Genomic DNA, 26,385 nt, shown 5'->3' with positions numbered 1-26,385 from the left:
CACATGATCGGTGCCCCACATTAGAGACTTTCGGACCCGCGGCATAGCCGGGGGATTCCGCCCTTGAGTCTCCAGCCGGTGGAGAGACCAGACTCGGTGCCATGGACGACGAGGGGCTGTTCACCATCGGATGGCTCTCCCGCCGCACCGGGATGCCCGTGCGCACGATCCGGTACTGGTCGGACGTCGGCGCGCTGCCTCCCGCGGAGCGGAGCGAGGGAGGCTACCGGCTCTACGACGCCGGCGCCGTGGCCAGGCTGGAGCTGATCAGGACGCTGCGGGATCTCGGTCTCGGCCTGGACGACGTACGGCGGGTGCTGGAGCGGAAGGTCACCCTGGCCGACGTCGCCGCCGTCCATGTGGACGCACTGGACGCGCAGATCCGCACCCTGCGGATCCGGCGCGCGGTGCTCAGCACCGTCGCGAGGCGGCGGTCCGGCACGGAGGAGACGAAACGGTTGAACGATCTGGCACGGCTGTCCGCCGAGCAACGGCGGCGCGTCATTGAGAGCTTCGTGGACGAGGTCTTCGGCGGCCCGGACGCCGATCCGGAGCTCAGGAACCGGCAGCGGCACACCGAGGCCGGCCTGCCCGACGACCCCACGCCCGAGCAGGTGGACGCCTGGGTGGAGCTCGCCGAGCTCGTGCGCGACCCGGACTTCCGGCGGCGCATGCGCGACATGGTGGAGCACAACACGCGCGGCCGCGCGGGGCAGGCGCCGGGTGCCTTCATGTGGTTCGCGAAGAAGGTCGTCTGGCAGGTGGGTCAGGCCCGGGAGAGCGGGGTGCGCCCTGACTCGCCCGAGGCCGCCGAGGTCGTCGGCCGCATGCTCGGCGACATGGACGCCGACGGCCGGGCGGCGGTCAGGGAACGCCTGGAGGCCGGCCTGTTCGCCGAGGCCGAGCGCTACCGGCATCTCATGGCGGTGATCAACGGCAGGGAGCCGAAGCCGTCCCACGCGGACGACTTCGCCTGGCTCCTCGCCGCCCTTCGCGCCCACCCCTGACGTCCGGGTCGCACGGATCGGTCGCGATCGCCGAGATCGTCATCACCCTCCGTACGGCTCCGGGCCCGCAGGACCGCGCTGCCGCCGGGTGACCGTTCCCGTCATCGGCCGCCGGCGATCGGCGCGGGCGCAGGCAGGCCGATCCGTTCGCGTACGGCCTGCTGGAAGTGCGCGCAGCCGGTGACGTCGTCGTGGTCGCAGTCCAGCGCGCACTCGAGCACCTCCAGCGCCGCGCGGGCCTGTTCGATGCGCCGCAGGAGCTCGGCCCGCCGCCGGCGGAGGATCTCCCGCCGCTCGACCGCCGCGCGGGTGGCGATCATCTCGCGGATCTCGTCGAGCCCGAGCCCGGCCTCCTTCGCCCGCAGTATCACGGCCACCCGGAAGAGGTCGTCGGGGCCGTAACGGCGCCGGTCGCCCGCGACCCGGGAGGGCGTCAGCAGCCCCACCGACTCCCAATGCCGCAGGACGTGCGTCGCAAGGCCGAACCGGGCGGCCGCCTCGCCGATGCCGATGGTCGCGCTTGACTTCATGCCGACATTAAGTCGGACGCTGTCCCCCATGTCGAACCAATCCCTCATCGCCCTTCTCGACCGTGTGGACAGGCATCCGGGCCAGGCGGCGCTGCGCGCCCGCTCGTACGAACTTCTCGGCCTGGCCGCCGGGAGCCGTGTGGTGGACGTGGGCTGCGGCGCCGGACTGGCCGTCGCGGAGATGGCTGCCCTGGGCGCGCGACCGATCGGCCTGGACGTGGACGGGCAGGTGATCGAGGTCGCCCGGTCGCGGCACCCGGGCCTGGAGTTCCGCCGGTCGGACGCCTGCGACCTGCCGTTCGGGGACGGCGAGCTGGCCGGTTATCGGGCCGACAAGGTCTACCACGCCCTGGCCGATCCGGCGCGGGCGGCGGCCGAGGCGTGGCGGGTGCTCGCCCCGGGCGGGCGGATCGTCCTAATGGGGCAGGACTGGGACACGTTCGTGATCGACTCGGACGACCCCGCTCTCACCCGGGTCATGGTGCGGGCGAGGGCGGACGCCGTGCCCAGCCCGCACGCGGCCCGCCGTCACCGCACCCTCCTGCTCGACGCGGGCTTCGCCGACGTCACCGCCGAGGTCCGCACGGGTGTCTTCACGGACGGTTCGCTCCTGCCGATGGTCACCGGCGTGGCCGAGGGCGCGTACGCGGCGGGGGCGGTCACCAGGTGCCAGGCCGACGACTGGATCGCGGAGCAGACCGGCCGCGCGCGGCGGGACAGGCTGTTCCTCGCCGTGCCCATGTTCCTGGCCGCCGCGCGGCGCCCGTGAGCGCCTTTCCCGCCTGCCGCCGGGGGCGGCGTCCGGCGCTACCAGTGCGAGCGTCCATAAGGACAGTTGATGAATCCGCGCGGGACCAGACGAGGGACCCCGGCGGAGGCATTTGTAGCCGGGGCGGCGGGCCCGGACCTCGCGGGGGAGGAGATCCTCCCCGGCTCAGACCCGGGCGCCGCCGTCGACCCGCAGGACGGCGCCGGTCACGAAGGAGGCACGGTCGCTCAGCAGCCAGGCGGCGGCCTCGGCGATCTCGGCGGGGTCGGCTCCGCGGCGAAGCGGCGTCCGCGCCGTGAGCCGCTCCTGGAGCCCCGGGGACTCCGCCTCCCAGGCGCGGATCATCTCGGTGAGCGTGTTGCCGGGAGCGATCCCGTTGACGCGGATGCCTTCGGGGCCGTAGGTGACGGCGGCCGACTCGGTGAGGCTGTTGACCGCCCGCTTCATCGCACCGTAGGCCGGAAGCTCCGGGTTGCCTCCCCAACTGCCCACGGACGAGTTGTTGACGATGGCGCCCGTGCCCGCGGTGGCCCGGATCGCCTCCACCTCGGCGGCCATGGCCAGCCAGACGCCCTTGAGATTCACGGCGTAGACGCGGTCGAACTCGTCCTCCGGCATCCGGTCCATCGGGCCGGGCTGCTGGCCGGTCGCCCCGTTGTTGAAGGCGACGTCGAGCCGGCCGTACAGGTCCACCGCGCGGCTCACGGCGGCCCGCACGCTCGACGCGTCGGCCAGGTCGCACACCACGTGCTCGGCGGTGCCGCCCGCCGCCCGGATCTCCTCGGTCACCGCCTTCAACTCGGCCTCGGTCCGGGCCGCGAGCAGCACTCGGGCGCCCTCCCGGGCGAACAGCCGCGCCGCCGCCGCCCCGATGCCGCGTCCGGCTCCGCTGATGAAGGCGACCTTGCCGGTCAGCAGGCCCGGAGCGCCGGGCGTGGCGGGGGTGGATGTGCCGGTGGTGAGTGTGTTGTCCATGGCAGTGAGCCTGGCCCGGTGCGCGCGGCCCATCCAGGCATCGGCAGTACCTGGATCGCCTCCGAGCCTCGCGCACACTGGAGGTGTGAACCGACGAGAACTGGCCGACTTCCTGCGCAGCAGGCGCGAGCGGATCAGCCCCGCCGACGTGGGACTGCCCGCCGGGCCCAGGCGCCGCACCCCGGGCCTGCGGCGTGAGGAGGTGGCGCAACTGGCGTTCATCTCGACGGAGTACTACACGCGGCTGGAGCAGGCCCGCGGCCCGCGCCCGTCGCGCGAGGTGCTGGCCGGGCTCGCCCGGGCGCTGCGCCTGTCGGACGCCGAGCGCGCCCATCTCCATCACCTCGCCGGCGCCCCGCCCGCCCCGCCGCCGGGGCCCTCGCGTGAGGTGCGGCAGAGCATCCTGGACCTGCTGGCGCGGCTGCCGCAGGCCGCCGCGTTCGTGACGTCCGCGACGCTCGAAGTGCTCGCCTGGAACGAGTTGGCGGCCGCCCTCATGGAGGACTTCTCGGCCGTGTCCCGGCGCGACCGCAACCTGGTGCGCCGCGTGTTCCTCGGCCCGCACCACGAGGGACGGCGGTTGTACGGGGTCTCCGACGCCGACGACTTCGCCCGGCACGCGGCCCGGCGCCTGCGTGCGGCCGCCGCCCGCTACCCCGACGCACCCGAGGTGACCGGGCTGGTGGACGAACTCCTCGCGAAGAGCCCGGAGTTCGCGCGGCTGTGGGCCACCCACGACGTGGCGGCCGGGCCCACGCTGTGCAAGACCTTCCAGCACCCGCTGGTCGGCCCGATCGTCGTCAACTGCGATGCCCTCGACATCGCCGACCGCGACCAGCAGATGGTGATCTACACGGCGGTCCCCGGTTCGCCGTCCGACGAGGCGCTACGGCTGCTGTCGGTCATCGGCACCCAGCGCATGGACACCCCACGGTAGGTCGAAGTGATCCATAAGCATGGGTGATGGATCCGGCGCGGCAAAGCCACGTACGAGGAGGATGCGGGACGTCCTGTTCGACACATGAGGAGTGGTGATGACGCCGTCTTTTCCCGCATCGACCGTGCTGGGGTATCCGCGGATCGGGCCGGATCGGCAGTTGAAGCGGGCGCTGGAGTCGTACTGGGAGGGGCGTTCCGGCCGGGCGGACCTGGAGGAGACCGCGCGGCGGTTGCGGGAGGACACCTGGCGGCGGCTCGCCGCGCTCGGCCTGGAGGGACTGCCGTCGAACACGTTCTCCTACTACGACCAGGTGCTCGACACCGCGGTGCTGCTGGGCGCGGTGCCCGGGCGTTACCGGCACGACGACGACCTGGCGACCTACTTCGCGATGGCCCGGGGCGCCGAGGGGATCGCCCCGCTGCGCATGACCAAGTGGTTCGACACCAACTACCACTACATCGTTCCCGAGATCGGCCCGGACACGGTCTTCTCGCTCGACGCCGCCAAGCCGCTGGCCGAGGTGCGCGAGGCCCGCGCGCTGGGGCTGGAGACCCGGCCGGTGCTGATCGGGCCGGTGACGTTCCTGCTGCTGTCGCAGGCCGCCCCCGGCAGCCCGGACAGCCTGGGCAGCCCGGACAGCCCGGACAGCTTGGGCAGCCCGGACGGGTTCACCCCGCTCGACCGGCTGGACGACGTGGTCGAGGTGTACGCGCGCCTGCTGGGCGAGCTGGCCGCGGAGGGCGTCGGCTGGGTGCAGCTGGACGAGCCCGCCCTGGTCGCCGACCGCACCCCCGCCGAACTGGCCGCGGTCGAGGCGGCGTACGGGCGGCTGGGGCGGCTGGAGCACCGGCCCGCGCTGCTGGTCGCCTCCTATTTCGGGGATCTCGGCGACGCGCTGCCCGTGCTGGCCGGAACGCCGGTCGAGGCCGTCGGCCTGGACCTCGTCCGGGGCACGGCCCAGGGTGTGGACGCCCTGGCCGGCAAGACGGTCGTCGCCGGCGTGGTGTCGGGGCGGGACGTGTGGCGCGCCGACCTGGACCGCGCGCTGGCCACGCTGCACGCCGCGCGGGAGCGCGCCGGGCGGGTCACGGTGAGCACGTCGTGCTCGCTCCTCCACGTGCCCTACGACGCCGAACGGGAGACCGGCCTCGATCCCGCGCTGCGGGAGCGGCTGGCGTTCGCCGAGCAGAAGGTCGCCGAGGTGGTCGAACTGGCCGCTCTGCTCACGGCCGCCCCCGACCATCCCGCGCCCGGCCATCCCGCGCCCGGCCATCACCTGCCCGGACCCGCCGCCGCACCCGGACGTCCGCGCGCCTCCCGGGCCCGTACGGCGGAGGGCCGCGCCCCCTACGCCGTACGGGCCGTGGCGCAGGCCGAGCATCTGAAGCTGCCGCTTCTCCCGGTCACCACGATCGGCTCCTTCCCCCAGACGGGCGAGCTGCGCCGGGCCCGGGCGGCCCTGGCGGCCGGGGAGATCGGCGAGGCGGCGTACGAGAGCATGGTCCGCGCGGAGATCGAGCAGGTCATCGCACTGCAGGAGCGGCTGGGGCTGGACGTCCTCGTGCACGGCGAGCCCGAGCGCAACGACATGGTGCAGTATTTCGCCGAGCACCTCGACGGCTTCGCCGTCACCCGGCACGGCTGGGTCCAGTCGTACGGCTCGCGCTGCACCCGCCCGCCGCTCCTGCACGGCGACGTGCGGCGGCCGGAGCCGATCACCGTCCGCTGGGCGAGGTACGCCCAGTCGCTGACGAGCAAGCCGGTCAAGGGCATGCTCACCGGCCCGGTGACGATCGTGGCGTGGTCGTTCGTCCGCGACGACCTGCCGCTGCGCGAGGTGGTGTTCCAGGTCGCCGACGCCGTACGGGAGGAGGTGGGCGACCTGGAGGAGGCGGGCGTCCGCGTCATCCAGGTCGACGAGCCCGCGCTGCGTGAGCTGGTGCCGCTGCGGCGCGCCGAGCAGGCCGCCTACCTGGAGTGGGCCGTCGCGGCCTACCGATGGGCCACCTCCGGCGTGAGCGAACACACCCAAATCCATACACACCTGTGCTACTCGGACGCCGACGAGATCCTCGCCGCGATCGACGCCCTCGACGCCGACGTCACGAGCATCGAGTCGGCGCGCTCGCGGGGGCGCCTGCTCGGCGCGGTCGGCGCGTTCCCCAGGGGATTGGGACCCGGTGTGTACGACATCCACTCGCCGCGGGTGCCGGGCGCCGGCGAGGTGGAGCGCCTGCTCACGGAGGCGCTGCGGACGGTGCCCGCCGAGCGGTTGTGGGTCAACCCCGACTGCGGGCTGAAGACCCGCTCGTACGAGCAGGTCGAGGCGGCGCTCGCCCACGTGGTCGAGGCGGCGGCCCGCCTGCGCGAGCGCCACGCCTGAACCTCGTCAGGGCGGCGCGGCGAAAGGCGAACCCCGACCCCGCGTCCCCGCGTCCCCGCGTCCCCGCGTCCCCGAGGCCGGGGAGAACGGGTCAGCCGCGCTTGGCGGAATTGCGGGGGATCACCAGGCCGGACTCGTAGGCGAAGACGACGAGCTGGGCGCGGTCCCGCGCGCCGAGTTTGGTCATCGCCCTGCTCACGTGGGTCTTGGCGGTGAACGGGCTGATCACCATGTGCGCGGCGATCTCCTCGTTGGTGAGGCCGTGCGCGACCAGGGCGACGACCTCCCGTTCGCGGTTGGTGAGCTCGGCGAGAGCGGTCGTCGGCACGGCGTCCGGCGGGCGCGAGACGTACTCGCTGATGAGCGTCCGGGTGACCGCCGGGGACAGCAGGGCGTCGCCGCGCGCCGCGACCCTGATCGCGTGGAGAAGCTCCACCGGCTCGGTGTCCTTGAGCAGGAAGCCGCTCGCGCCCGCACGCAGTGCGTCGAACACGTAGCGGTCGAGTCCGTAGTTGGTGAGGATCACCACCCGGGTGGCGGCCAGGCGGGGATCGGCGGCGATGCGGCGGGTCGTCTCGATGCCGTCCATCACCGGCATCTGGATGTCCACGAGCGCGATGTCGGGGACATGCCGCTCGGCCAGCGCCAGGCCCTGGCTGCCGTCGCCCGCCTCGCCGACCACCTCCACGCCGTCCTCGGCGTCGAGCAGCGCTTTGAATCCGGCCCGGATGAGCGCCTGGTCGTCCACCAGCAGCACCCTGATCACGCCGCCCCCTCCGTCATCGGCAAGGGCAGCTCGGCGTGGATGGTGAAACCGCCGTCCGTCCCCGGACCGGTCTGGAGCCGCCCGCCGAGCGCGGCCACCCGCTCCCGCATGCCGGTGAGTCCGACGCCCACGCGAACCGCTTCGGCCCGGACCACGGTGCCCGTCCCGGAGGCCCCGTCCGCTCCGTGTCGTGGCGTCGTCGCGGCGGGCAGCCCCCCGCCGTCGTCCTCGACGCGTACGACGAGGGCGTCGGGCAGGTAGCGGACCTGCACGGACGTCGAGGCGGGGCCCGCGTGCCGCGCCACGTTGGTGAGCGACTCCTGCACGATCCGGTAGGCGGCCAGGTCGACCTCGGGCGGCAGGGTGCGGGGCGTGCCGCTGATCGCCAGCGTGGCCGGCACGCCCGCCGACCGTGCCCGCTCGACCAGCTCGCCGATCCTGTCGGCCCGGGCCGTGCCCGGCGCGTCGTCGGGGCCGGGTTCGCGCAGCACCTCCAGCGTCGCGCGCAGCTCCCGCATGGCGTCCGCACTCGCGTCCTGGATCGCCAGCAGCGCGGCCGGCACGTCGTCGCCCCGCTTGCGCGCCAGGTGGACGGCCACGCCGGCCTGCACCTTGATGATCGAGATGCTGTGGGTGAGCGAGTCGTGCAGTTCCCTGGCGATGCGCAGCCGCTCCTCGCCCGCGCGGCGCAGCGCGACCTCCTCACGGGTGCGCTCCGCCTCGACGGCGCGTTGCTCGGCCTGACGCAGGTACGCCCGCCGCTGCCGGGAGACGACCCCCGCCACGTTGGCGGCGACGAACCAGCCGACCAGCAGGCCGATCCGGTCCACCACCTCGCGCGGGGTTCGCGTGCCGAGATCCGAGAGCTCCACCAGCAGGACACCGGCGAGGTAGGCGGCGCTGACCGCCGCCGCCCACAGACGCCGTCCCGCGGTGGCCGCGGAGAACACGGTGATCAGGAGGGGGAAGGCGGTCGCGGTCTCGGGCTGCACCCTCAGGGCGTAGGTCATCATGCAGGCCGCGGCGACGACGAGCGCCGTCACGGGCGCCGTCCGCCGTGCGGCCAGGGCGGCGGACCCGCCCACCAGAAGCAGATAGCCGACCACCCCCACCTGCGCGGGGTCGTTCGGCGAGCCGGGAAGCAGGGTGCCGCTCGCCAGCAGCACCGCCACGACAGCCGCGATCGCGGCATCCGAGGCGTAGAACCGGGGTGACTCCGGGGACGCCGATGGGCTGGGGGACGCCTGCCGTTCGCGATCACCGTCCATGTCAGAAGGGTAGACCGAGTCCCTTTCGCCCCGCCTCCTCCCGGCGGACCGATCCCGCACTACTCCCGCCGTAGTACGGCCGCCGCCTGGTGGCCGTGCCGGGAGCGGCTCGCAACGCCTTCCGCCGTACGACGACGGGGGCGGCCGCGCCCGGCAGGATCGGTCGCCATGACAGCACGACCGATGAGGAGGCCGAGATGCCGACGCCGTACCGCTATGTGACCCCGGTGCCCACGGATGCGGCGGCCGGGCTGATCGCCCAGGTCTACGCCCAGATCGCCAGTGATTTCGGCATGGCCCGCATGCCACTGTTCCTGACGTTGTCCCCGGCTCCCGAGGTGCTCGCCTCCACTTGGGCGATGCTGCGTGAGTCGCTGCTCGCCGGGCAGGCCCCGAGGGCGGCCAAGGAGGTCGTCGCCACCGGGGTCTCCCTCGCCAACAAGTGCCCGTTCTGCGTCGACGCGCACACCGTGCTCCTGCACGCGACCGGCGAGCACGAGTTGGCCGAGACGGTCGCGCGCGGGGAGAGGCCGTCCGATCCGGAGCACGCCCGGCTGTTCGCCTGGGCCACCGGCACGGCCACCTCGGGGCAGGCGCCGCCGTGTCCGCCCGGCCACGCGGCCGAGTACATCGGCACGGCCCTTGCCTTCCACTTCATCAACCGGATGGTGTCGTCGCTGCTGACCGACGACCTCCTGCCCGCCGGCCTGCAGCGGTCCCGGCTCGTACGCGGCATCGGCGGCAGGGCCCTCGCCAGGACGGTGCGCCGCAGGCTGCCCCGGGGCGAGGCGCTGCCGCTGCTGCGTGGGCTGCCGTCGGGCCCGGTCCCGGCCTGGGCGGCGGGCACCCCCGCCGGGACCGCGTTCACCGCGCTGCGGGCGGCGGCGGGGGAGGGAGGCCATCTGCTGGACGACACGGCCAGGGACGCGGTCGTGGAGGCCGTCGCCGGCTGGGACGGCGAACACCCGTCGTTGTCCGGCTGGCCGGCCGGTCCGCTGGAGGACGTCGCACCCGCGCAGCGCCCGGCCGCCAGGCTCGCCCTGCTGGCCGCCCTCGCGCCCTATCGGGTGACCGACGCCGACGTCGCCGCCTGGCGGGAGGCCGGGGGCGGACGGTCCGACGCCGACCTCGTGCGGCTGCTGGCGTTCGGGGCGATCACCGCCGTCCGGCGGATCGAGGCCGCCCTCGCCGTGCCGGTCTCCTGACACCGGGCGCCCGGGACGAGGATCCCGTGCGGACCTGCGTACGGCCGGGGGTGACGAGCGGGCGACCGCAGGGGGAGGAGGTCAGACCTCCAGCTCGCCGGACCAGATGGTCACGGCGTGCCCGGCGAGCTCGACGCGGTCGCCGCGCAGGGTCGTGCGCACGGTCCCGCCGCGGCTCGACACCTGCTCCCCGACGAGCGCGTCCCGGCCGAGTCTGCCCGACCAGTGCGGCGCGAGCACGCAGTGGGCCGAACCGGTGACCGGGTCCTCCGGCACGCCCACCCGAGGGCCGAAGAACCGGGAGACGTAGTCGGCGGAGGTGCCCTCGCCGGACGCCGTCACGATGACGCCCCGGGCATCGACCTCGGCCAGCCGCGCCATGTCGGGGTCGGCGGCCCGGACCTCCCCGGCCGAGGCGACCTCGACCAGCAGGTCGAACTCGCTGCGGCCGGTCCACACCGGCGTGACGCCGAGAGCCTCGACGAGGCCGTCCGGCGGCGGGCACGGGGTGGCCTGCTTCGCCGGGAAGTCCATCGCGATCAGCCCGCCGTCCGCCTGCTCGGTCGCGAGCACGCCGCTCTTCGTGTCGAACTCCAGCCGGCCCGACTCCCCGAGGGAGTAGAGGACGTGCGCGGTCGCCAGGGTGGCGTGCCCGCACAGCGCGACCTCGACGGCGGGGGTGAACCAGCGCAGCGAGCACGGCCCGTCGCCGTGCGGCAGCACGAAGGCCGTCTCCGAATGGCGCATCTCGGCGGCCACCGCCTGCATCCACTCGTCCGGCACGGTCTCGTCGAGGAGGCAGACCGCGGCGGGATTGCCCCGGAACGGCCGGTCGGTGAAGGAGTCCACGGTGAAGATGCGCATGCCTGCGGATTCTACGGCCGCCCGCCTTCACCGGCGGGACGGCCGAGCGCGGCGAGGGTCTCCCGGGCGACCTGGAGCTCCTCTCGGGGCCGTACGACGAGGACCGGCAGGCGGGCGCCACTCGGGCTGACGACGCCGTCCCGGTCCACGTCGTCGACGGCGGGCGGCTCGACGCCGAGGAGGGACAGCCTGCCGCACACGGCCTCGCGCACCTCGGGCTGGTCCCAGCCGATCTCGCCGGTGAACACGAGCGCGTCGAGCCGGTCGAGGGCGGCGGTCGAGGCGGCGATCTCCCGGCTCACCCGGTAGGCGAACACATCGAGCGCCAAGGCGGCGGCCTCCTCGGACGAGGCGACCAGGTCGCGGGTGTCGCCGGACAGGCCGTCGGAGAGCCCGAGCAGGCCGGAGCCGTGCTCCAGCCCGTCGCGCAGCTCCTCCAGCGTGAGGCGCGAGCCGGACAGCAGCCACAGGAGCATGCCGGGATCGACGCTGCCCGAACGCCTGCTCATGGGCACGCCCTCCAGCGGCGTGAACCCCATCGAGGTGTCCACGCTGCGGCCGTCGCGCACGGCGCAGACCGAGCAGCCGCCGCCGAGATGCGTGAGGATCAGGTTGACCTCTCCGGCCGGGCGCCCGAGCAGCTCGGCCGCCCGGCGGGCCGCCCAGGCGTACGACAGCCCGTGGAAGCCGTAGCGGCGCAGGCCCCAGCGGCGCCGCCATCCGGCGGGCAGGGCGTAGGTCGCGGCGGCGGCGGGCAGCCCGGCGTGGAAGGCGGTGTCGGGACACAGCACGTGCGGCACGGACGGCAGCACCCGCCGGGCCGCCTCGACCAGCGCGAGCGCGGGCGGCACGTGCGACGGCGCGAGGCCGGCGTATCCGCGCACGGCCTCCACCACGTCGTCGTCGGCGACCGTCGGAGCGCGGACGGCCTCGCCGCCGTGGACGAGCCGGTGACCGGCCGCGGTCACGTCGGCGCCGGCCTCGGACAGGAAGTCCGTCAGCGTACGCTCCGCCTCGGCGGGGTCCGGGCTGTGTTCGCTGTGCTCGGCCCGCAGCACGCGGCCGTCCCGCACCAGATGCAGCTGGAGGCTGCTGGAGCCGGCGTTGACGGTGAGCACGGTCGGTGTCATGGCGTCCGTCTTTCCGGCGACGCGGCGGGCAAACCCCGCCGGACAGGGCGGTCGGGGAGACCGGCGGGCCGGGGAGGTCAGGGACGCACGGCGCAGAGCAGGCGGTTGTCGCCGCGCTGCCACAGCGTCCCGATCTCGGCGAAGCCCGCCGCGCGCAGGGCCTCGACGTGAGTGGACAGGTGGAGCGACTCCGAGCCGTGGTGAGCCGCGGTGGCCGGCCGGGGAGCCGCGACACCGGCGAGCTCGGGGTCGGCGGCGATCGCGTCCCACCACTCGCGCCAGTCCTCGGGACGGCCGCCGGCGAAGCGCCGCCGCTCCTCGCTCTCGTGAATGGCCCGCTCCAGGCGCGCCAGCTCAGGAGTGGTGTCCTCGGAGCTGAAGTGGTCGCCGTCGAGGAACAGCCCGCCCGGTCGCAGCACGGCCGCGAGCTCGGCGTACACGGCGCGCAGGTCGTGCTCGGCCAGCCAGTGCAACGCGGTCGTGCTCACCGCCGCGTCCGCCGGACGGTCGAGGCCGAGCGCCTGACTCCATCCCGGTTCGCGCAGGTCCAGGTCGGCGAGGCGCAGGCCGTGGCGGTCGCCGTACGCGGCCCGGGCGAGCGACAGCAGCAGGGGATCGGCGTCGACCGCGACGATCCTGGCCCCGGGAAGGCGGTCCAGCAGGCGGGCCGACAGCGAGCCGGGGCCACAGCCGAGGTCGATCACGAGGGGGTCCGGGCGGCCCACGCCGGCCTCGACGGCGTCGATCAGCGCGGTGAAGCGCTCCTCCCGGTCGGGAAGGTAGCCCTCCTGCTGGCGGTCCCAACGGTCGATCCACCGGGTGGCCACGTCGAACGTGAGCATGCCGTCTCCTTGTAACTGGCGTGTATGCTTTCGGCAGTTACAAACGTAGAGCGCAAAGGTGTAACTGGTCAAGTGAACTTCAACAGTCACACCGATGGTGTGGTGGCGGTCGCCGTCGGCCTGGTCAACGCGCTGACCGAAGGTGAGGCACGGGGCCGGTCGTACGAGCCGCCCACGGGAAAGGCGCGGGCCGCCGCGGTCGCCGATGTCCTCGCGGCCGGCGACAGGCGGGCGCCCGCGGTCACCGAGGCGGAGGCGGACGCGCTCGCCGAGGTCGCCGGGCGGCTGCGCGGCGTGTTCGAGGCCGTGACGCGCGGCGACGTGGACACGGCGGCGCTCACCGTGAACCGCCTGCTGGCGGAGACCGACGCGCGCCCGCACCTCGACCGGCACGACGGGGAGCCCTGGCACCTGCACTTCCACGCCGCGGGCGGCACCCTGGCCGGAAACTACGCGGCCAGTTGCGCGACCGGCCTCGCCGTGGTGCTCGGCGGCGAGCTGCACGACCGGCTCGGCGTGTGCACCGCGCCGCACTGCGACCGCGTGTACGTGGACACCTCCCGCAACGGCACCCGCCGCTTCTGCTCCACGGCCTGCCAGAACCGGGTCAAGACGGCCGCATTCCGGGCGCGCGGCGCCTGACCGCTCACAGGGCCTCGCGGGGCCCGAACGACAGGTCCGATCGCCGCCGGACCTCCCGGCGCCGTTGTCGCCATGCTCGACCCCATGAACGAGCTCAACGACATGAACGGCAAGGCGGCCCTGGTCACCGGGGGTGGCCGGGGAATCGGCGCGGCGGTCGTCCTCAAGCTGGCCGAGCGCGGCGCGGACGTGGCGCTGACCTACGAGCGCGACGACGACAGCGCGGCCGCCGTGGCCGAGAAGGTGAAGGCGATGGGCCGGCGGGCGCTGGTCATCCGGGCCGACAACGGCGACGCCCCGGCGGTCGCCGCCGCCGTGGACGAGGCCGCCGCGGAGTTCGGCCGGCTCGACGTCCTCGTCAACAACGCGGCGGTCTTCCACGTCGCGCCGATCGAGGATCTGGGGCCGGACGAGGTCGACCGTACGCTCGCGGCCAACGTGCGCGGGCCGTTCCTGGCCGCGCGGGCGGCGGCGGGCCACATGACCGAGGGCGGCCGGATCATCACGATCGGGAGCAACGTCGCCGAGCGGACCGTCTTCCCGGGTTTCGCCCTGTACGCCATGAGCAAGACGGCCATGACCGGAATGACCAAGGGGCTCGCCCGCGACCTCGGGCCGCGCGGCATCACGGTCAACCTCGTCAACCCCGGCCCGACCGACACGGCCTCCAACCCGGCAGACAGCCCCATGGCCGACACCGTCCGGGGACTGACGGTCCTCGGCCGCTACGCGCAGCCCGGTGACATCGCCGAGACCGTGGCCCACCTGGCGGGCGACGGCGGGCGCTACGTCACCGGCGCGACGATCAACGTCGACGGCGGCTGGGCCGTCTGACGTCCGCCCGGGGCGCACCGCTCGGCATATTCTGCGGAATCTCGAGGCGAACAAGAGCGCTTTCGCGGGCCGGGAAGGTGAGGTCTCAGGCGTCGGCGGCTTCGACGTCGGCGACCACGCACGAGATGTTGTCGGGCCCGCCGCCCTCGTTGGCCAGCTCGATGAGCCGGTGGACCGTCTCCTGCGGATCGGCGACGGTGGTGAGCACGTGGTGCAGCGCCTCGGGTTCGAGGACGGAGGTGAGCCCGTCGGAGCACAGCAGGTAGCGGTCGCCCGGGAGCGCCTCGCGTAGCGACAGGTCGGGCTCGGCCAGGCCGCTGGTCTCCAGCGCCCGCAGCAGCAGGGAACGGCGTGGATGGCGGGCGGCCTGGTCGGGGCTCATCCGCCCGTCGTCCACCAGCGACTGCACCAGGGTGTGGTCGCGCGTGATCTGGTAGAGCGCGCCGTCACGCAGCATGTACGCCCGAGAGTCGCCGACATGGGCCAGGGCGAACTTTCCGTGCCCGTCCCACAGCATCGCGGTGACGGTGGTGCCCATCCGTTCGAGCGCCGGGTCCTGCGCGGCGAGGTCACCCAGGTGCTGCCCCGCCTCCCGCACGGCGTCCGCGAGGACGGCGGCGGGGTCGGCCGGAGCCGGACCGTCCTCCAGCCTGGCCAGTGTGGAGATGACGGCCGCACTGGCGACCTCGCCGTGTCCGTGTCCGCCCATCCCGTCGGCGATGGCGAGCAGGCGCTCGCCGGCGTGCACCGAATCCTCGTTGTTGGCACGCGAGCGCCCGACATCCGACCCAGCGGCGTACCGAATACGGTTGTGCGTCATGGTTTTGAGTAAACCATTGGTTGAGTCACTTCACAAGCACAGTGCTAGGCTCGTGCCATGAGCCACGACGCCCAGGCGGACGACACGACGGACGCGACGGCGCGCCCGGCCGCCGCGAGCCCGCTCGAGGCGGCCGTCGAAGCGGCGGTCGAAGCGACCGTGAACGCGGGTGACATCGCCCGGCTCGCCGATGTCGGCAGGGCCGCGGTCAGCAACTGGCGCCGCCGGTACGAGGACTTCCCCCAACCGGTCGGAGGTACCGCCTCCAGCCCGCTTTTCTCGCTCCCCGAAGTGGAGGCGTGGCTGCGCAGGAACGGCAAGTCGTTCGAGGTGTCCCAGGGCGACCGCGTCTGGCAGCGGCTGCGCGCCTCGGCCGACGACCTGCGCCTGGGCGAGGTGCTGGGTGAGGTCGGGGCGTTCCTGCTCTACACGCTCCGCGATCCCGTCGGCTGGAAGCGGCTGTCCGCCACCCCCGGATTCGCCGCACGGCTCCCGGGCGCGGTGGCCGAGGCGACCGCCGACCTGCCCCGGCGCGCGGGGGACACGACGCCGGTCGAGCCCGGCCTGCTCCGGCTGGTCGCCGGGATGGCCGAGCGGAACGGCGCGGCCGGCACGTTCGAATTCCTCTGCGAGCGGTACGCCGAGGCGCACAGCCGCAGGCTGGCACTGACCCGGCCCGACGTGGCCGCCCTGATGACCCGGCTGGCCTGCCCGGGGGCGCGTACGGTGCTCGACCCGGCGTGCGGCATGGGCACGCTCCTGCTGGACGCCGCCGGGGCCGGTGGGGCGGGAGACAAGGCGCGGCTGCTCGGCCAGGACGCCAACGAGACGGTCGCGCTGCTCGCGGCGCTGCGGCTGCTGCTGCGCGGGCGGGACGCCCGGGTCGTCCCCGGGGACGCGCTGCGGCACGACGCGTTCTCTCCGGACCGGCCGGCGGACACGCTGGGAAACGCGCCGGGGGACGGGCTCGTGGACGCGCTCGTGGACACGCTCGTGGACGCGGTGGTGTGCGACCCGCCGTTCAACGAGCGGGCCTGGGGCCACGAGGACCTCGTCGGCGATCCCCGCTGGCAGTACGGCATGCCCCCGCGGGGTGAGCCGGAGCTGGCCTGGGTGCAGCACTGCCTGGCCCACGTGCGGCCCGGCGGGCTGGTGGCCGTCCTGATGCCGGGCGCCGCCGCGAGCCGCCGCCCGGGACGCCGCGTCCGGGCGAACCTGCTGCGGACGGGCGCGTTGCGCGCGGTCTTCACGCTGGCGCCCGGAGGCCCCGACCTGTGGCTGCTGCGCCGTCCCGAGCCCGGGGAGCGGCAGCCCGGCGCGATCCTGGTGGCCGACGCGGGGGACGACCCGGCCTCCGCCGAGGCGGTCTGGCGGGCCCACCTCGCGAAGGCCGAGCTGCCACCTGGCGGCCGCACGGTCAGGATCATCGACATCCTCGACGACGAGGTGGACGTGAGCCCGGCGCGGCACCTGTCGCCCCGGGTCGACACACAGGGCTTTCCGGCGGACAGGGAGCGCTTCCGGTACGCGATCGCGGCGCTGGCCGACGACGTGCCCGACCTGGAGGTGCTCACCGGCGGCGCGGCGGGCTGGGACGCGTCGTGGGCGACCGTGGCCGAGATGGCCAGATCCGGGCTGGTCACCATCAGGCACTCGACGCTGCGGGCGCTACCCGCCGACGCCTCCGACGGCGAGGTGCCCGAGGGTGGCGTGCCCGAGGGTGGTGCGCGCGAGGGCGGTGTTCTCGAGGGCGGTGTTCCCGAGGGCGGCGTGCGCGAAGGTGGTGTGCCCGCCGACGCCCCTGACGGCGAGGTGGCCGAGGGTGGTGTGCCCGTGCTGACGGCCGACGACGTCGCGGCCGGGACGGCGCCGTCGCGGCGGATCCCGCGTGCCCCCGGCCTGGTCGTCGTGCGACCGGGAGACGTCGTGGCGTCGGCCGTCACCGCCCGGGTGGTTGCGGGGGAGGGGGCGGTCCTGGGCCCCCATCTCAGCCTTTTCCGCGTCGATCCCGGCAAGGTGGATCCCGAGTTCCTGGCCGGTTTCCTGCGCTACGCGGCGGGCGGCGGCCGGCCGCATCTGGGCAGCAGCCGCGTGGAGGCCCGCCGGGCCCGCGTCCCCCAGCTTCCCCTGGCCGTTCAGCGGGCGTACGGCGCGGCCTTCCGGCGGCTGCTCGCGCTGGAGGACGGCCTGCGCGAGGTGGCCGCCATGGGGGAGGCGCTCGCGCGGCTCGGCGTCGAGGGGCTGATCGACGGACGCCTCCGCCCTCGTGGATGACGCGGCCGGGAGCTTCCTGGCTGAGAGAGTCCTGTCCATCCGGCCGCCGAGCCCGACGTCGCGGGCGGATCCGGTAGCTTTTCCCCGATAGGCCGACTGGAGGGCGCATGGTCATCGGCGACCGGTATGAGCTGGACGACCTCCCTCTGGGGCAGGGCGGCATGGGCGCCGTGTACGGCGGGCACGATCGGCGGCTCGACCGCAAGGTGGCGGTGAAGTTCCTGCGGCTGCCCGACGGCCCGGACGAGGAGTTGCAGCGTCGCTTCATCCGTGAGGCGCGGATCCTCGCGAAGCTCGACCATCCGGGCGCGCCCGTGCTGTACGACTTCGGCACCTACGAGCAGCGGCTCTTCCAGGTCATGCAGTTCATCGACGGTGTGACGGTCGCCGATCTGCTGAGCGAGCACGGCCCGCTGCCGGTGCCGTGGGCCGCGGCGATCGCCGCCCAGGCGTGCGCCGTGCTGACCGCCGCCCACGAGTTGTCGATCTGCCATCGCGACCTCAAGCCGACCAACCTCATGCTCTGCCCGGACGGCAGCGTGAAGCTGCTCGACTTCGGGCTCGCCATGCTGCGCGAGGCGGACGTCGCAGGATTGGCGGCGCAGTTCACCCGGATCGGGCAGATCCTCGGCACTCCGGCGTACATGTCCCCCGAGCAGATTCAGCGGGGTGTCGCCGGGCCGAAGAGCGATCTGTACTCCCTCGGCTGCGTGCTGCACGAGATGCTGACCGGCAACCAGCTGTTCACCGGGCCCACGGAGTACGCCGTGTTCGACAAGCAGGTGAAGGAACGGCCGCCCCGGGTTCCCGGCGTCCCCGCCGAGCTGGACCGTCTCATCGCCGAACTGCTGGAGAAGGAGCCGGACAACCGGCCGCCCGACGCGCACACGCTGTTCGAACGGCTGCAGCCGTTCGCGGTCGACCTGCCCCCGCTGCCCGGCTTCCTCAACCCGGCGTCGGTCCCCAGCCCCGGGCGCATGTACGCCCAGATGGTCGGCCGCGTCTGCTGAGAAGCCCGCAGAAAGGGCCCGCCGAAAGGGGTTCCTGAAGGGCCACTGAAGGGAGCCCCTGAGAGGTCCCCCGCACGGCCGGCCAAGGGTCCGCTCGACGAGCTCACGCGCGCCAGGCCGTCAGGACCTCCTCGACCCGGGGGCGGATCCGCTCGCGGGCCGTCATCCGCGGCGTCCCGGCCATCAGCAGCTCGTCATAGTCGGTGTCCAGGTGACGCACACTCGCGATCACCGCGAGCGTGATGGCGTTCTCGTCCAGCACGCGGGCGGCGGCGGTGCGGCCCACCCGCCCGCTGCCGCGTACGGCGGCGTGCGCGGCGATGGCCTCGGCCCGCTCGGCCGGGCAACGGGGAAACAGACGGCGGATCTGCGCGGCCATCCTCGTCTGGAACTCGGCGTCCTCGTCGGCGCGGCGCTCGCGGTCGCGTTCGCGGCGGCGCAGCCGCGCCTCCTCGTCGGCCAGGCACTGCTCCTCCGCCCGCGTCAGTGCCTCCTCCTCGACCAGGACGCCCAGCCGCTCGTATCTCTTGCGCCGCCGGTTGAAGCGGACCACCACCGCGGACAGGCCGCTCTCCTTCTTGGCGCGGCGGCTCAGCGCCGCGTTTCCCGCCGGGAGGAAGCACAGGTGGTCCATGTCGGCGCAGGTCAGGCAGTGTGGCCGGTCGTCCTCCATGATCAGATACGGCCCGGTCTCCCCGCAGTCGGCGCAGGTCCACGGATCCAGTGGCGCGACCGCCACGAGGTCGGGGGCCTTGCTGTGCCGTTCGGTGATCTGCCGCCGCCGCGCCTCGCTCAGCTCCGGAGACAGCCAGTGGACGCGGAACGCGCGCTCCAGGTCCTCCTCGCCCGCCGCCGTGAAGCGCAGCGGCCGCCGGTCGCGGGTGCCCGCCGTGTAAACCGCCTCGCTCTCCACCAGATCGCGCGACAGGGCCCACGCGCGCAGATGCGACAGGGCCTCGGCCATCCGGCCGGTGTCCACGGCGGCCAGCCGTTCCAGGCTGTCGGCGCGGCCCTGCCGCCAGGTCTCCACATGGCGGTCGTGCAGCCACCGCAGGCCGGTGAGGACGTCGATCGGGGTCACGTACTTGCGGGTGGCCAGGGCGATCTCCGCCGCCTGGGCCACCCGTCCGCCGAGCTTGCTGCGCATTCCTCCAAGACTGCCCTATGCCGGCGTGCGCGTACGCCGGTTCACGGCGGCCAGCAGCCCCACGGCCGCCAGGCTGGAGATCGTGGCCGACCCGCCGTACGACACGAACGGCAGCGGCAGCCCCGCGACCGGCAGCAGGCCCATGGTCATCCCCACGTTCACGAACGTCTGGAACGCCAGCCAGCACACCACCCCACCGGCCACCGGCCTGCCGAACGGCGAGGGGCTCTTGGCCGCGATCCACAGGCCGCGCCAGAGCAGGGCGAGCATCAGCAGGATCACGCAGGCGGCGCCCAGGAAGCCGAGCTCCTCGCCGGCGACCGTGAAGATGAAGTCGGTGTGCTGCTCGGGCACGAAGTGGCCCGCCGTCTGCTCGCCGTGGAACAGGCCCTTGCCGAGCAGGCCCCCGGAACCGATCGCGATCCTGGCCTGGGTGGCGTTGTAGCCCATGCCCATCGGGTCGGCGTCCGGGTCGGCCAGCACCATCAGGCGCTGGAGCTGGTAGGGCCGGATGAGGTCGAGCCGCCACACCAGGAGCAGCCCGGCGGCCCCGGCGGCGGCGAACGCCGCGAACCACCTTTTGGGCGCGCCGGCCACCACGATCATTCCGATGGTCAGCACCAGGAAGACGAGCGCGGTGCCGTAGTCGGGCTGCAGTGCGATCAGCCCCACCGGCAACGCGGCGAGGCCAAGGGCGAGCAGCACGGCCCCGGCGCCCGGCCTGCGCTCGCCGTCGCGCGGCTCGCCCAGCGCCGTCGCGACCGCGAGGATCGTGGCCCCCTTGGCGAACTCGGACGGCTGGAACTGCAGCCCGTCGCCGAGCACGATCCAGGCGTGCGAGCCGTTGATCGTGCGGCCCAGCGGGGTCAGCACGGCGACCAGCCCGGCCAGCCCGAGCAGGTAGAGCACCGGGACGTAGGCCCGCAGGACCCGCAGGCCGATCCGTGAGACGGCCCACATGAGCACGAAGCCGATGGCCACGCTGAGCGCCTGCCGCTGCGGCAGCGTCGAGCCCGGTTCGCCGCGGGTGGCCGACCACACGAGCAGCAGCCCGATCGCCGACAACGCGGCCGCGGGCAGCACCAGCCCCCAGGCGGGGAAGAAGGCGAGGCGCGCCAACGCCCTGCGCCTGGTCGTCCGGCTCGCCGGCAGCCGTACGGACAGGGGGCCGAGCGCCGTCACCGCGCGCCTCCAAGGAGTCGAGCCACGCTTGTCTGAGCCTTGCCTGTCTGTGCCGAGACTGTCATCGCGCGCCACCCGCCCCGGCGAACGCGACCGGAGGCAGGGAGGCGGATCGCGTCCTCCCGCCGTCCTTCTTATCCTTCTTGCTCTTCTTGTCGTGCTTCTTTTCGTCGTGCTTCTTCGCGTCATGGGTGAGGGCGGCGATGCCCTCCCAGATGTCGCGGGCGGCGGGGGCCGCCGTGGCCGCGCCCGTGCCGCCCTGCGAGACGACGACCACCACCACATACTTGGGCTTGTTCACCGGGCCGAAGGAGGCGAACCACGAGGTGTCCTGCCTGCCGTACGCCTCGGCGGTGCCGGTCTTCCCGGCGACCGGCAGGCGCCCGAACGGGTAGCCCTCGAACGCGCCCGCCGCCGTGCCCGTGCGCGGCACGTCGGCGAGCGAGTCGCGGATGAACCGCAGCGTCTTGCGCGAGACGTCGATCTTCCCCGCCACGGGCGGGGTGATCGCGCGGACCACGGCGCCGTCGGGGCGTACGACCCGCTTGCCGATCCTGGGGCTGAAGACCGTGCCGCCGTTGGCGAGCGCGGCGTAGCCCCGGGCGAGCTGGAGCGGCGTCACCAGCACGTCACCCTGGCCGATCGAGAAGTTGGCCGCGTCGCCGGCCCACCAGACCCCGCCGGAGCCGCAGTTATCGGCGGCGAGCGCCCTGAGGTAGGCCGCCCGCTTGCGGTCGGACATCTCCGGATAGCCGGTCTTGGCGCGGCGGCAGGAGTCCGCCTTGGTCCGCTCCCAGTTGGCCTTCTTCCAGGCGCGGCCGGGCACCCGTCCCTGAGCCTCGTGCGGCAGGTCGACGCCGGTGGGCGTGCCGAACCCGAACTCCCCGGCCATCGCCTGCATCGGGTCCTTCGGGTGTTTGACCGGCTTGAGCCCGCCGTCGCGCTGCCACATCTTCTCCGCGAAGCGGTAGAAGATCGTGTCACAGGACACCACCAGGGCCCGGTGCATGTCCATCCGGCCCAGTTCGGCGCTCTCGAAGTTGTGGAACACCCGGCCGCCGATCGTGTAGCCGCCCGGGCAGTCGTAGGAGGCCCGCAGCGAGTAGCCCGCCTTGGCGGCCGCGGCCGTCGAGGTCACCTTCCAGGTGGAGCCCGGCGGCCACTGCCCCTGCACGGCGGCGCTGACCAGCGGCAGGTCCTCGTAGTCGTGCTGGGAGATGCCCCCGGTCCACACGCCCGGGTCGTAGGAGGGATAGTCGGCGATCGCCGTCACCCGCCCGGTCTTGGCCTCCAGCACCACCACCGCGCCGCTGTCGGCGGGCTCGCCCCGCTTGCGCGCGGCGGTCACGGCCCGGGCCAGCGCCCGTTCGGCCAGCTCCTGGATGCGGGCGTCGATGCTGGTCACCAGCGTGTCCCCGGCCACGGCGGCCTCCTCGCGGATCAGTCCGGTGACCTTGCCCGTGCTGTCCACCGCCACCTCCCTGATCCCGGTGCGCCCGGCCAGCTCGCGGTCGTACTGCGCTTCGAGGCCGTCGCGGCCGATCAGCTCCGGGCCGCCCGCGGGGTCGTCGGGGGAGGGCGGCTGCAGGTAGCCGAGCACGTGCGCCGCGGCCGAGCCGAGCGGATAGGTCCTGACCGGCCGTAACGCGGTGCTGACGCCGGGGAACTCGTCCTGCCGCTCCGCGATCCACAGCGCCGTGCGCACGCTCACGTCGTCCGCGACGACGATCGGCTGGTACGGCGAGCCGGGCCAGCACGGCCGGGGCATGTCCCCGGCGCACAGCCGGGCCCGGTCGGCGATCTCCTGGTAGGGCCGTCCCAGGGCCCGGGCGAGCCGGGTCAGCACGTCCTTCCCGCCGTCGGGCTGGTGGATCAGGGCCATGTAGTCCACCGACACCTGCGGTTTGGTCTCGTTGGCCACCAGCGGCCGGCCGCGCACGTCGAGGATCTGCCCCCGCACCGGCGGCAGGACGACCGAGCGCGCCCGTGACTCCGTGGCCGCCCGGACGTACGACGGGCCGGTGACGATCTGCAGGTACCACAGCCGTCCGAGCAGGGTCAGCATGAGCGCGGTCACCACCACGAACACGAGCGTGAGGCGGCTCTGGGGCCGGGTACGGCCCCGAACCAGCGGGGGCCGCCCGACGCTCCTACGCAAGGCGCCTCCCCCGCGCGTACGGGTCACGTGATCCACCCCGTGATCCACCCCGTGATCTCGGCATCCGCCCGAACGGCCGGCGGCGGGGCCGCAGGGCGAACGCCGCCGCCACGAGCGCGGCCAGGCCGACGGTCCAGGCGGCGGCGCCGGGCGCGAGGGCGGCGCCCCACGGCGTGCCGTCGAGCAGGGCCGCGAGCACGCCTCCGGCGAGCGTCGCGCCCAGGGCCACGACGGCGGCGACGGCGGCGCGCCGCCCGGCGGTGCCGTCCGCGGCGGCACGGGCGCACACCCACCCGGCAAGGCACATGACCAGGGCGAGCCGCCCTATGGTGTGGTCGGCGGGCGGCGCGATGTCGGCGGCCAGGCCCGCGGCGAACCCCAGGAAGGCGCCCGCCCCGCCCCTCGCGGCGCCCCGCTCCGGCAGACCCCCGGCCTCCGGCCCGGGCCGCAGATGCGGCGCGAGCGCGATGACGGCGACCAGCACGATGTCGGGGTGGCCGCCGGGCAGCGACAGCCCGTTGACCACGGCGACCTGGAGCACCGGCGCGACGAGGACGACGAGCACGGACAGGACGATCGCCTTCATCACGCCGCCTTCGCCTTCTTCGAGCCGCTCTTCGAGCCGCTCTTCGGGCCGCCCTTCGGGGCGTCCGCGTCCGCGTCCGCGTCCCCGTCCGTGTCCTCGTCCGCGTCGCCCTCCGCGGTCCGGGCCGTGGTCGCGCCCCTGCCGGCGGACGCGTCCACCGCGTCCCCGTCCGCCTGCGGTCCCAGCACCACGGTGACGAGATCGAGCGCGGTGAACCGGGCGAAAGGACGCACGAGCGCGGTCCTGGTCAGCGCGTCCGGCGCGGGCTCGACCGTGGCCACCGTGCCGATCGGCACGTCCGGCACGTACGGCCGCATGTCGCGCGAGCCCAGCGTCACCACCCGGTCGCCGGGCTTCACCCCGGCGGAGGGGTTGAGCAGGCTCAGCCGCAGCAGGCCGCGCTCGGGGACGCCGGTCACCAGGCCGACCTCCCGCGAGCCCTCGAGCCTGGCCCCGATCGAGGCGCCGGAGGCCGTGGCGAGCTGGACCGTCGCCGTGCCGGGACCGGACCGCAGGATCCGGCCGACCAGCCCGTCGCCGTCGAACACGGTCATGTCACGGTCCACGCCGCTGTCGGAACCGGTGTCGACGGTGATCGTGCCGTCCCGGCCGAAGCCGATGACGTGGGCCGGCGCGACCCGGTAGCCGTCCGCCTGAGCGGGGGACGGGACCGTGCGGCGGGCGGCCAGCAGGTCGGCGCGCAGCCGGGTGTTCTCCCGTTCGAGCTCCTCCAGACGGCGCTCGCCCGACGCCCAGCGGACACCGGCGGACGCCGCGTCCTCCAGCCCGCCGTACACCGCCGACCCGAACGCACGCAGCGGTTCGAGCGGGGTGAGGGTGTCGGCCGCGATCAGGGCGACGGAGACGAGCGCCAGCAGCGCGGGCGCCCGGCGACCGGCGGCCCTCATCGACGCGTTTCGGGGAGGAACACGTCCTGCATGTCGTCGAAGCGCTCGACGCACCGGCCCGCGCCCAGCACCACCGACTGGAGCGGCTGGTCGACGAGGTGGATCGGCATGCCGACGGCCTTTTCGAGCCGTTCGGCCAGCCCGTCGAGCAGCGCGCCGCCGCCGGTCAGCACGATGCCGTTGTCGATCAGGTCGCCCGCCAGCTCGGCCGGGCACTGGTCCAGCGTGCTCTGCACGGCGTCGACGATCGTCTGGACCTGGTCCTCGATCGCCTCCCTGACCTGCGCCCGATTGATCGTCGCGGTCTTGGGCAGGCCGGTCACCAGGTCGCGGCCCCGGATCGGCAGCGAGACCTCGTCGTCGCCACCCGGCTGCGCGGTGCCCATCTTGATCTTGATGTGCTCGGCCGTGCGCTCGCCGAGCATCAGGGAGTGCTCCTTCTTGACGTAGTTGACGATCGCCTCGTCGAGCTCGTCGCCGCCGACCCGTACGGACTTCGACACGACCACCCCGCCGAGCGAGACGATCGCGACCTCCGTCGTGCCGCCGCCGATGTCCACGACCATGTTGCCGGTCGTGTCACCCACGTTGAGTCCCGCGCCGATCGCTGCGGCCATCGGCTCCTCGATGATGTGGACGCGGCGGGCGCCCGCCTCGTACGCCGCCTCCCTGACCGCGCGCTGCTCGACGCTCGTGGTGCCGCTCGGCACGGCGACGACGACCCGGGGCCTGGCCAGGTAGCGGTTCTTGTGCGCCACCTGGATGAAGTGCCGCAGCATGCGCTCGGCCGCGTCGAGGTCGGCGATCACGCCGTCCTTGAGCGGGCGCAGCGTGGCGATGTGCGGCGGGGTCCGCCCGATCATCTCCTTCGCCGCGGTCCCGACCGCCACGATCCTGTCCGTGTGCAGGTTGATCGCCACCACCGACGGCTCGTCGAGGACGACCCCCTTCTTGCGCACGTACACGAGGGTGTTGGCCGTGCCGAGATCGACCGCCATGTCCCGGCCGAGCAATCCCCACGGGAAACCCATCGCCGACCAGCTTTCAGAGAGGAGGGAGAGCACGCGTGATCGCTGCCCGGCGGCCCCGCCTCTAAACGGAACGGTCCTTCCCCGTGCGAAGCGGACCGCTAGGCGACGCTGAGGTAGAGGTCTCTCGCCAGCTTCGTCACCCGCTCGGCCGATTGCGTGAAGGACGCCCCCGAGGGCTGCAGGGTGAGCACCACCATGATCAGCCGGTCGCCGATCACGCCAGTAGTGTGGAGCACCGGACGGCCGAAATCAACCGGGTTGCCGCCCATTGTGACTGCCCCGATACGGAACGACGTCGCCTTCGCACGGGTGCACCGGACGGGAGGAACCGCGCCATATCCGGACCATCCCTGCTTGATCGCCCAGGGCCGGGGAACGGCGCGGGGGATGCCGAAGAACTGGTCGAAACCGTCGCGAGCGCACTGGGACGCCTTGCGTAGATTGCCGAGGACGAAGTCGCGGACGCGAGGATCGGCCCGCCGCAGCAGATACCGGTAGACGAGCGCGATGTCGGCCGCGCTGATGGCGGTGTAGCCCCAGAAACCGGGTTTGGCCGCGGGTGGCGGGGACGTTTCGGTCAGGCCGATCCTGCGCGCCATCCGTCGCACGATCTCGCCCTGGCCGCCGCGCCGCCACAGGGCCGTCGCCGCGTCGTCGTCGCTGCCGCGGAGCATGGGCGTCAGCAGCGCCATGTCCCGGGCCGGGATCGTCCCCCTGTGCCGCTCCAGATAGTCGGTGGCGATGAGGATCTTCACCACCGACGCCGACCGGAACCGGTGGTGCGCCTGCCGTTGGGCGACCGTCTTGCCCGTGGTCACGTCGACCACGGCGTACCCCGCCGTCACCCCGGCCGGCACCCGCACCGGCGCGGGGGCCGCCCGCCGCGCCGGGACCGTCCTGCGCGCCGTCTTCCTGGACGTTTCCCGCGCTGCTTCCCGGGTCGTCTCGCGCGTCGCGTCCGCTCCCGTGGAGGTGCCCTCGGGCCGCGCGGGCGGCCGGGAGGAGCCGGGATTCGTGTCGGAACAGCCGGTCAGGAGCGCCGGGAGCATGGCGGCGGCGGCCAGGACGGCGGCGGTTCTCGATCGAGTCACGCGACCATGCCTACCAGACGGGC

Annotated in this window: 24 protein-coding genes; 9 read left to right on the top strand and 15 right to left on the bottom strand. The window is 73.9% G+C overall.

The genetic code is table 11. The annotated features are described in order from the left end of the window. Positions 1-101: 101 nt before the first annotated feature. On the top strand, positions 102-1,007 hold the full coding sequence (locus FLX07_RS16380) for a MerR family transcriptional regulator (RefSeq protein ID WP_142571628.1): 906 nt from the start codon (positions 102-104) through the stop codon (positions 1,005-1,007). A 101-nt stretch (positions 1,008-1,108) separates the two neighbouring features. On the opposite strand, the gene FLX07_RS16375 is transcribed toward FLX07_RS16380, so the two are convergent. Beyond that, positions 1,109-1,537, bottom strand: coding sequence for a MerR family transcriptional regulator (locus FLX07_RS16375; protein ID WP_142571627.1), 429 nt, complete (start codon positions 1,535-1,537; stop codon positions 1,109-1,111). Positions 1,538-1,565: 28 nt separating this feature from the next. On the opposite strand from FLX07_RS16375, the gene FLX07_RS16370 reads away from it, so the two are divergent. Further along, on the top strand, positions 1,566-2,306 hold the full coding sequence (locus tag FLX07_RS16370; RefSeq protein ID WP_142571626.1) for a methyltransferase domain-containing protein: 741 nt from the start codon (positions 1,566-1,568) through the stop codon (positions 2,304-2,306). Between the two features lie 165 nt (positions 2,307-2,471). Here FLX07_RS16370 and FLX07_RS16365 read toward each other — a convergent pair whose 3' ends face one another. Then, positions 2,472-3,281, bottom strand: a complete 810-nt coding sequence (locus FLX07_RS16365) for an SDR family NAD(P)-dependent oxidoreductase (protein ID WP_142571625.1) — start codon at positions 3,279-3,281, stop codon at positions 2,472-2,474. Positions 3,282-3,366: 85 nt separating this feature from the next. Between FLX07_RS16365 and FLX07_RS16360 the strand changes: the two genes are divergently transcribed. Both FLX07_RS16360 and metE read left to right on the top strand, forming a co-directional pair. Further along, positions 3,367-4,218, top strand: a complete 852-nt coding sequence (locus tag FLX07_RS16360; protein ID WP_142571624.1) for a helix-turn-helix transcriptional regulator — start codon at positions 3,367-3,369, stop codon at positions 4,216-4,218. A gap of 97 nt (positions 4,219-4,315) precedes the next feature. Beyond that, positions 4,316-6,604: a 5-methyltetrahydropteroyltriglutamate--homocysteine S-methyltransferase gene (gene metE / locus FLX07_RS16355; protein ID WP_142571623.1), complete on the top strand. Its 2,289-nt coding sequence runs from the start codon at positions 4,316-4,318 to the stop codon at positions 6,602-6,604. A 91-nt stretch (positions 6,605-6,695) separates the two neighbouring features. Here the strand turns inward: metE and FLX07_RS16350 are convergent, their stop codons facing one another. Continuing rightward, entirely contained in the window at positions 6,696-7,370 is a 675-nt protein-coding gene (locus FLX07_RS16350; RefSeq protein WP_142571622.1) for a response regulator, read from the bottom strand. After that, positions 7,367-8,638, bottom strand: a complete 1,272-nt coding sequence (locus FLX07_RS16345; RefSeq protein ID WP_142571621.1) for a sensor histidine kinase — start codon at positions 8,636-8,638, stop codon at positions 7,367-7,369. The genes FLX07_RS16350 and FLX07_RS16345 overlap by 4 nt, the downstream gene beginning before the upstream one ends. Before the next feature lie 95 nt (positions 8,639-8,733). Here FLX07_RS16345 and FLX07_RS38435 point away from each other — a divergent pair, with 95 nt between their 5' ends. Next, positions 8,734-9,843, top strand: coding sequence for a carboxymuconolactone decarboxylase family protein (locus tag FLX07_RS38435; protein WP_268239503.1), 1,110 nt, complete (start codon positions 8,734-8,736; stop codon positions 9,841-9,843). Between the two features lie 81 nt (positions 9,844-9,924). Here FLX07_RS38435 and FLX07_RS16335 read toward each other — a convergent pair whose 3' ends face one another. From FLX07_RS16335 to FLX07_RS16325, 3 genes are all read right to left on the bottom strand, one after another. Continuing rightward, positions 9,925-10,707, bottom strand: coding sequence for a PhzF family phenazine biosynthesis protein (locus FLX07_RS16335; protein WP_142571620.1), 783 nt, complete (start codon positions 10,705-10,707; stop codon positions 9,925-9,927). Positions 10,708-10,718: 11 nt separating this feature from the next. After that, positions 10,719-11,837 carry an acetate/propionate family kinase gene (locus tag FLX07_RS16330; RefSeq protein WP_142571619.1) on the bottom strand — a complete coding sequence of 373 codons (1,119 nt, stop codon included), beginning with the start codon at positions 11,835-11,837 and terminating at the stop codon, positions 10,719-10,721. A 77-nt stretch (positions 11,838-11,914) separates the two neighbouring features. Then, complete coding sequence (locus FLX07_RS16325; RefSeq protein WP_142571618.1) at positions 11,915-12,679, bottom strand: class I SAM-dependent methyltransferase; 765 nt, start codon at positions 12,677-12,679, stop codon at positions 11,915-11,917. Positions 12,680-12,751: 72 nt separating this feature from the next. Here FLX07_RS16325 and FLX07_RS16320 point away from each other — a divergent pair, with 72 nt between their 5' ends. Together FLX07_RS16320 and FLX07_RS16315 are read left to right on the top strand one after the other, a co-directional pair. Then, entirely contained in the window at positions 12,752-13,321 is a 570-nt protein-coding gene (locus FLX07_RS16320) for a CGNR zinc finger domain-containing protein (protein ID WP_142571617.1), read from the top strand. Between the two features lie 84 nt (positions 13,322-13,405). Then, complete coding sequence (locus tag FLX07_RS16315) at positions 13,406-14,155, top strand: SDR family NAD(P)-dependent oxidoreductase (protein WP_142571616.1); 750 nt, start codon at positions 13,406-13,408, stop codon at positions 14,153-14,155. A gap of 85 nt (positions 14,156-14,240) precedes the next feature. On the opposite strand, the gene FLX07_RS16310 is transcribed toward FLX07_RS16315, so the two are convergent. After that, entirely contained in the window at positions 14,241-14,975 is a 735-nt protein-coding gene (locus FLX07_RS16310; protein WP_142571615.1) for a PP2C family protein-serine/threonine phosphatase, read from the bottom strand. A 57-nt stretch (positions 14,976-15,032) separates the two neighbouring features. On the opposite strand from FLX07_RS16310, the gene FLX07_RS16305 reads away from it, so the two are divergent. Then, on the top strand, positions 15,033-17,249 hold the full coding sequence (locus FLX07_RS16305; protein WP_142571614.1) for an N-6 DNA methylase: 2,217 nt from the start codon (positions 15,033-15,035) through the stop codon (positions 17,247-17,249). Positions 17,250-17,356: 107 nt separating this feature from the next. Further along, on the top strand, positions 17,357-18,259 hold the full coding sequence (locus FLX07_RS16300) for a serine/threonine-protein kinase (RefSeq protein WP_142571613.1): 903 nt from the start codon (positions 17,357-17,359) through the stop codon (positions 18,257-18,259). A gap of 103 nt (positions 18,260-18,362) precedes the next feature. On the opposite strand, the gene FLX07_RS16295 is transcribed toward FLX07_RS16300, so the two are convergent. From FLX07_RS16295 to FLX07_RS16265, 7 genes are all read right to left on the bottom strand, one after another. Beyond that, positions 18,363-19,406 (bottom strand): DUF2293 domain-containing protein, encoded by a 1,044-nt coding sequence (locus tag FLX07_RS16295; protein ID WP_142571612.1) that lies wholly within the window; start codon positions 19,404-19,406, stop codon positions 18,363-18,365. A gap of 15 nt (positions 19,407-19,421) precedes the next feature. Continuing rightward, positions 19,422-20,588, bottom strand: coding sequence for a rod shape-determining protein RodA (gene rodA / locus FLX07_RS16290; RefSeq protein WP_167748248.1), 1,167 nt, complete (start codon positions 20,586-20,588; stop codon positions 19,422-19,424). A 61-nt stretch (positions 20,589-20,649) separates the two neighbouring features. Continuing rightward, a complete protein-coding gene (mrdA, locus tag FLX07_RS16285) occupies positions 20,650-22,746 on the bottom strand; it encodes a penicillin-binding protein 2 (protein WP_223853440.1) in 2,097 nt (698 codons plus the stop codon). Further along, a complete protein-coding gene (locus FLX07_RS16280; protein WP_142571610.1) occupies positions 22,739-23,332 on the bottom strand; it encodes a hypothetical protein in 594 nt (197 codons plus the stop codon). The genes mrdA and FLX07_RS16280 overlap by 8 nt, the downstream gene beginning before the upstream one ends. Beyond that, entirely contained in the window at positions 23,332-24,240 is a 909-nt protein-coding gene (gene mreC / locus FLX07_RS16275) for a rod shape-determining protein MreC (protein ID WP_142571609.1), read from the bottom strand. The genes FLX07_RS16280 and mreC overlap by 1 nt, the downstream gene beginning before the upstream one ends. Then, positions 24,237-25,271 (bottom strand): rod shape-determining protein, encoded by a 1,035-nt coding sequence (mreB, locus tag FLX07_RS16270; RefSeq protein ID WP_223853439.1) that lies wholly within the window; start codon positions 25,269-25,271, stop codon positions 24,237-24,239. Before mreB ends, mreC begins: the two co-directional genes overlap by 4 nt. A gap of 98 nt (positions 25,272-25,369) precedes the next feature. Continuing rightward, positions 25,370-26,362, bottom strand: a complete 993-nt coding sequence (locus tag FLX07_RS16265; RefSeq protein ID WP_208762234.1) for a hypothetical protein — start codon at positions 26,360-26,362, stop codon at positions 25,370-25,372. Positions 26,363-26,385 lie beyond the last annotated feature (23 nt).

The organism is Microbispora bryophytorum, assembly GCF_006874465.1.
GTDB classification, from domain to species: domain Bacteria; phylum Actinomycetota; class Actinomycetes; order Streptosporangiales; family Streptosporangiaceae; genus Microbispora; species Microbispora bryophytorum.
Note: the sequence above shows the minus strand (reverse complement) of the source record. Positions and strands in the feature narration are given on the sequence as shown.

Bases quoted from the DNA above. Each gene is read 5' to 3' on its own strand.
- FLX07_RS16325 (WP_142571618.1), bottom strand. From the start codon at position 12,679: ATGCTCACGTTCGACGTGGCCACCCGGTGGATCGACCGTTGGGACCGC.
- FLX07_RS16345 (WP_142571621.1), bottom strand. From the start codon at position 8,638: ATGGACGGTGATCGCGAACGGCAGGCGTCCCCCAGCCCATCGGCGTCC.
- FLX07_RS16375 (WP_142571627.1), bottom strand. From the start codon at position 1,537: ATGAAGTCAAGCGCGACCATCGGCATCGGCGAGGCGGCCGCCCGGTTC.
- FLX07_RS16370 (WP_142571626.1), top strand. From the start codon at position 1,566: ATGTCGAACCAATCCCTCATCGCCCTTCTCGACCGTGTGGACAGGCAT.
- FLX07_RS16315 (WP_142571616.1), top strand. From the start codon at position 13,406: ATGAACGAGCTCAACGACATGAACGGCAAGGCGGCCCTGGTCACCGGG.
- FLX07_RS16335 (WP_142571620.1), bottom strand. From the start codon at position 10,707: ATGCGCATCTTCACCGTGGACTCCTTCACCGACCGGCCGTTCCGGGGC.
- FLX07_RS16310 (WP_142571615.1), bottom strand. From the start codon at position 14,975: ATGACGCACAACCGTATTCGGTACGCCGCTGGGTCGGATGTCGGGCGC.
- FLX07_RS16295 (WP_142571612.1), bottom strand. From the start codon at position 19,406: ATGCGCAGCAAGCTCGGCGGACGGGTGGCCCAGGCGGCGGAGATCGCC.
- FLX07_RS16280 (WP_142571610.1), bottom strand. From the start codon at position 23,332: ATGAAGGCGATCGTCCTGTCCGTGCTCGTCGTCCTCGTCGCGCCGGTG.
- FLX07_RS16365 (WP_142571625.1), bottom strand. From the start codon at position 3,281: ATGGACAACACACTCACCACCGGCACATCCACCCCCGCCACGCCCGGC.
- FLX07_RS16305 (WP_142571614.1), top strand. From the start codon at position 15,033: ATGAGCCACGACGCCCAGGCGGACGACACGACGGACGCGACGGCGCGC.
- FLX07_RS16380 (WP_142571628.1), top strand. From the start codon at position 102: ATGGACGACGAGGGGCTGTTCACCATCGGATGGCTCTCCCGCCGCACC.
- metE (WP_142571623.1), top strand. From the start codon at position 4,316: ATGACGCCGTCTTTTCCCGCATCGACCGTGCTGGGGTATCCGCGGATC.
- FLX07_RS16330 (WP_142571619.1), bottom strand. From the start codon at position 11,837: ATGACACCGACCGTGCTCACCGTCAACGCCGGCTCCAGCAGCCTCCAG.
- FLX07_RS16300 (WP_142571613.1), top strand. From the start codon at position 17,357: ATGGTCATCGGCGACCGGTATGAGCTGGACGACCTCCCTCTGGGGCAG.
- mreB (WP_223853439.1), bottom strand. From the start codon at position 25,271: ATGGGTTTCCCGTGGGGATTGCTCGGCCGGGACATGGCGGTCGATCTC.
- mreC (WP_142571609.1), bottom strand. From the start codon at position 24,240: ATGAGGGCCGCCGGTCGCCGGGCGCCCGCGCTGCTGGCGCTCGTCTCC.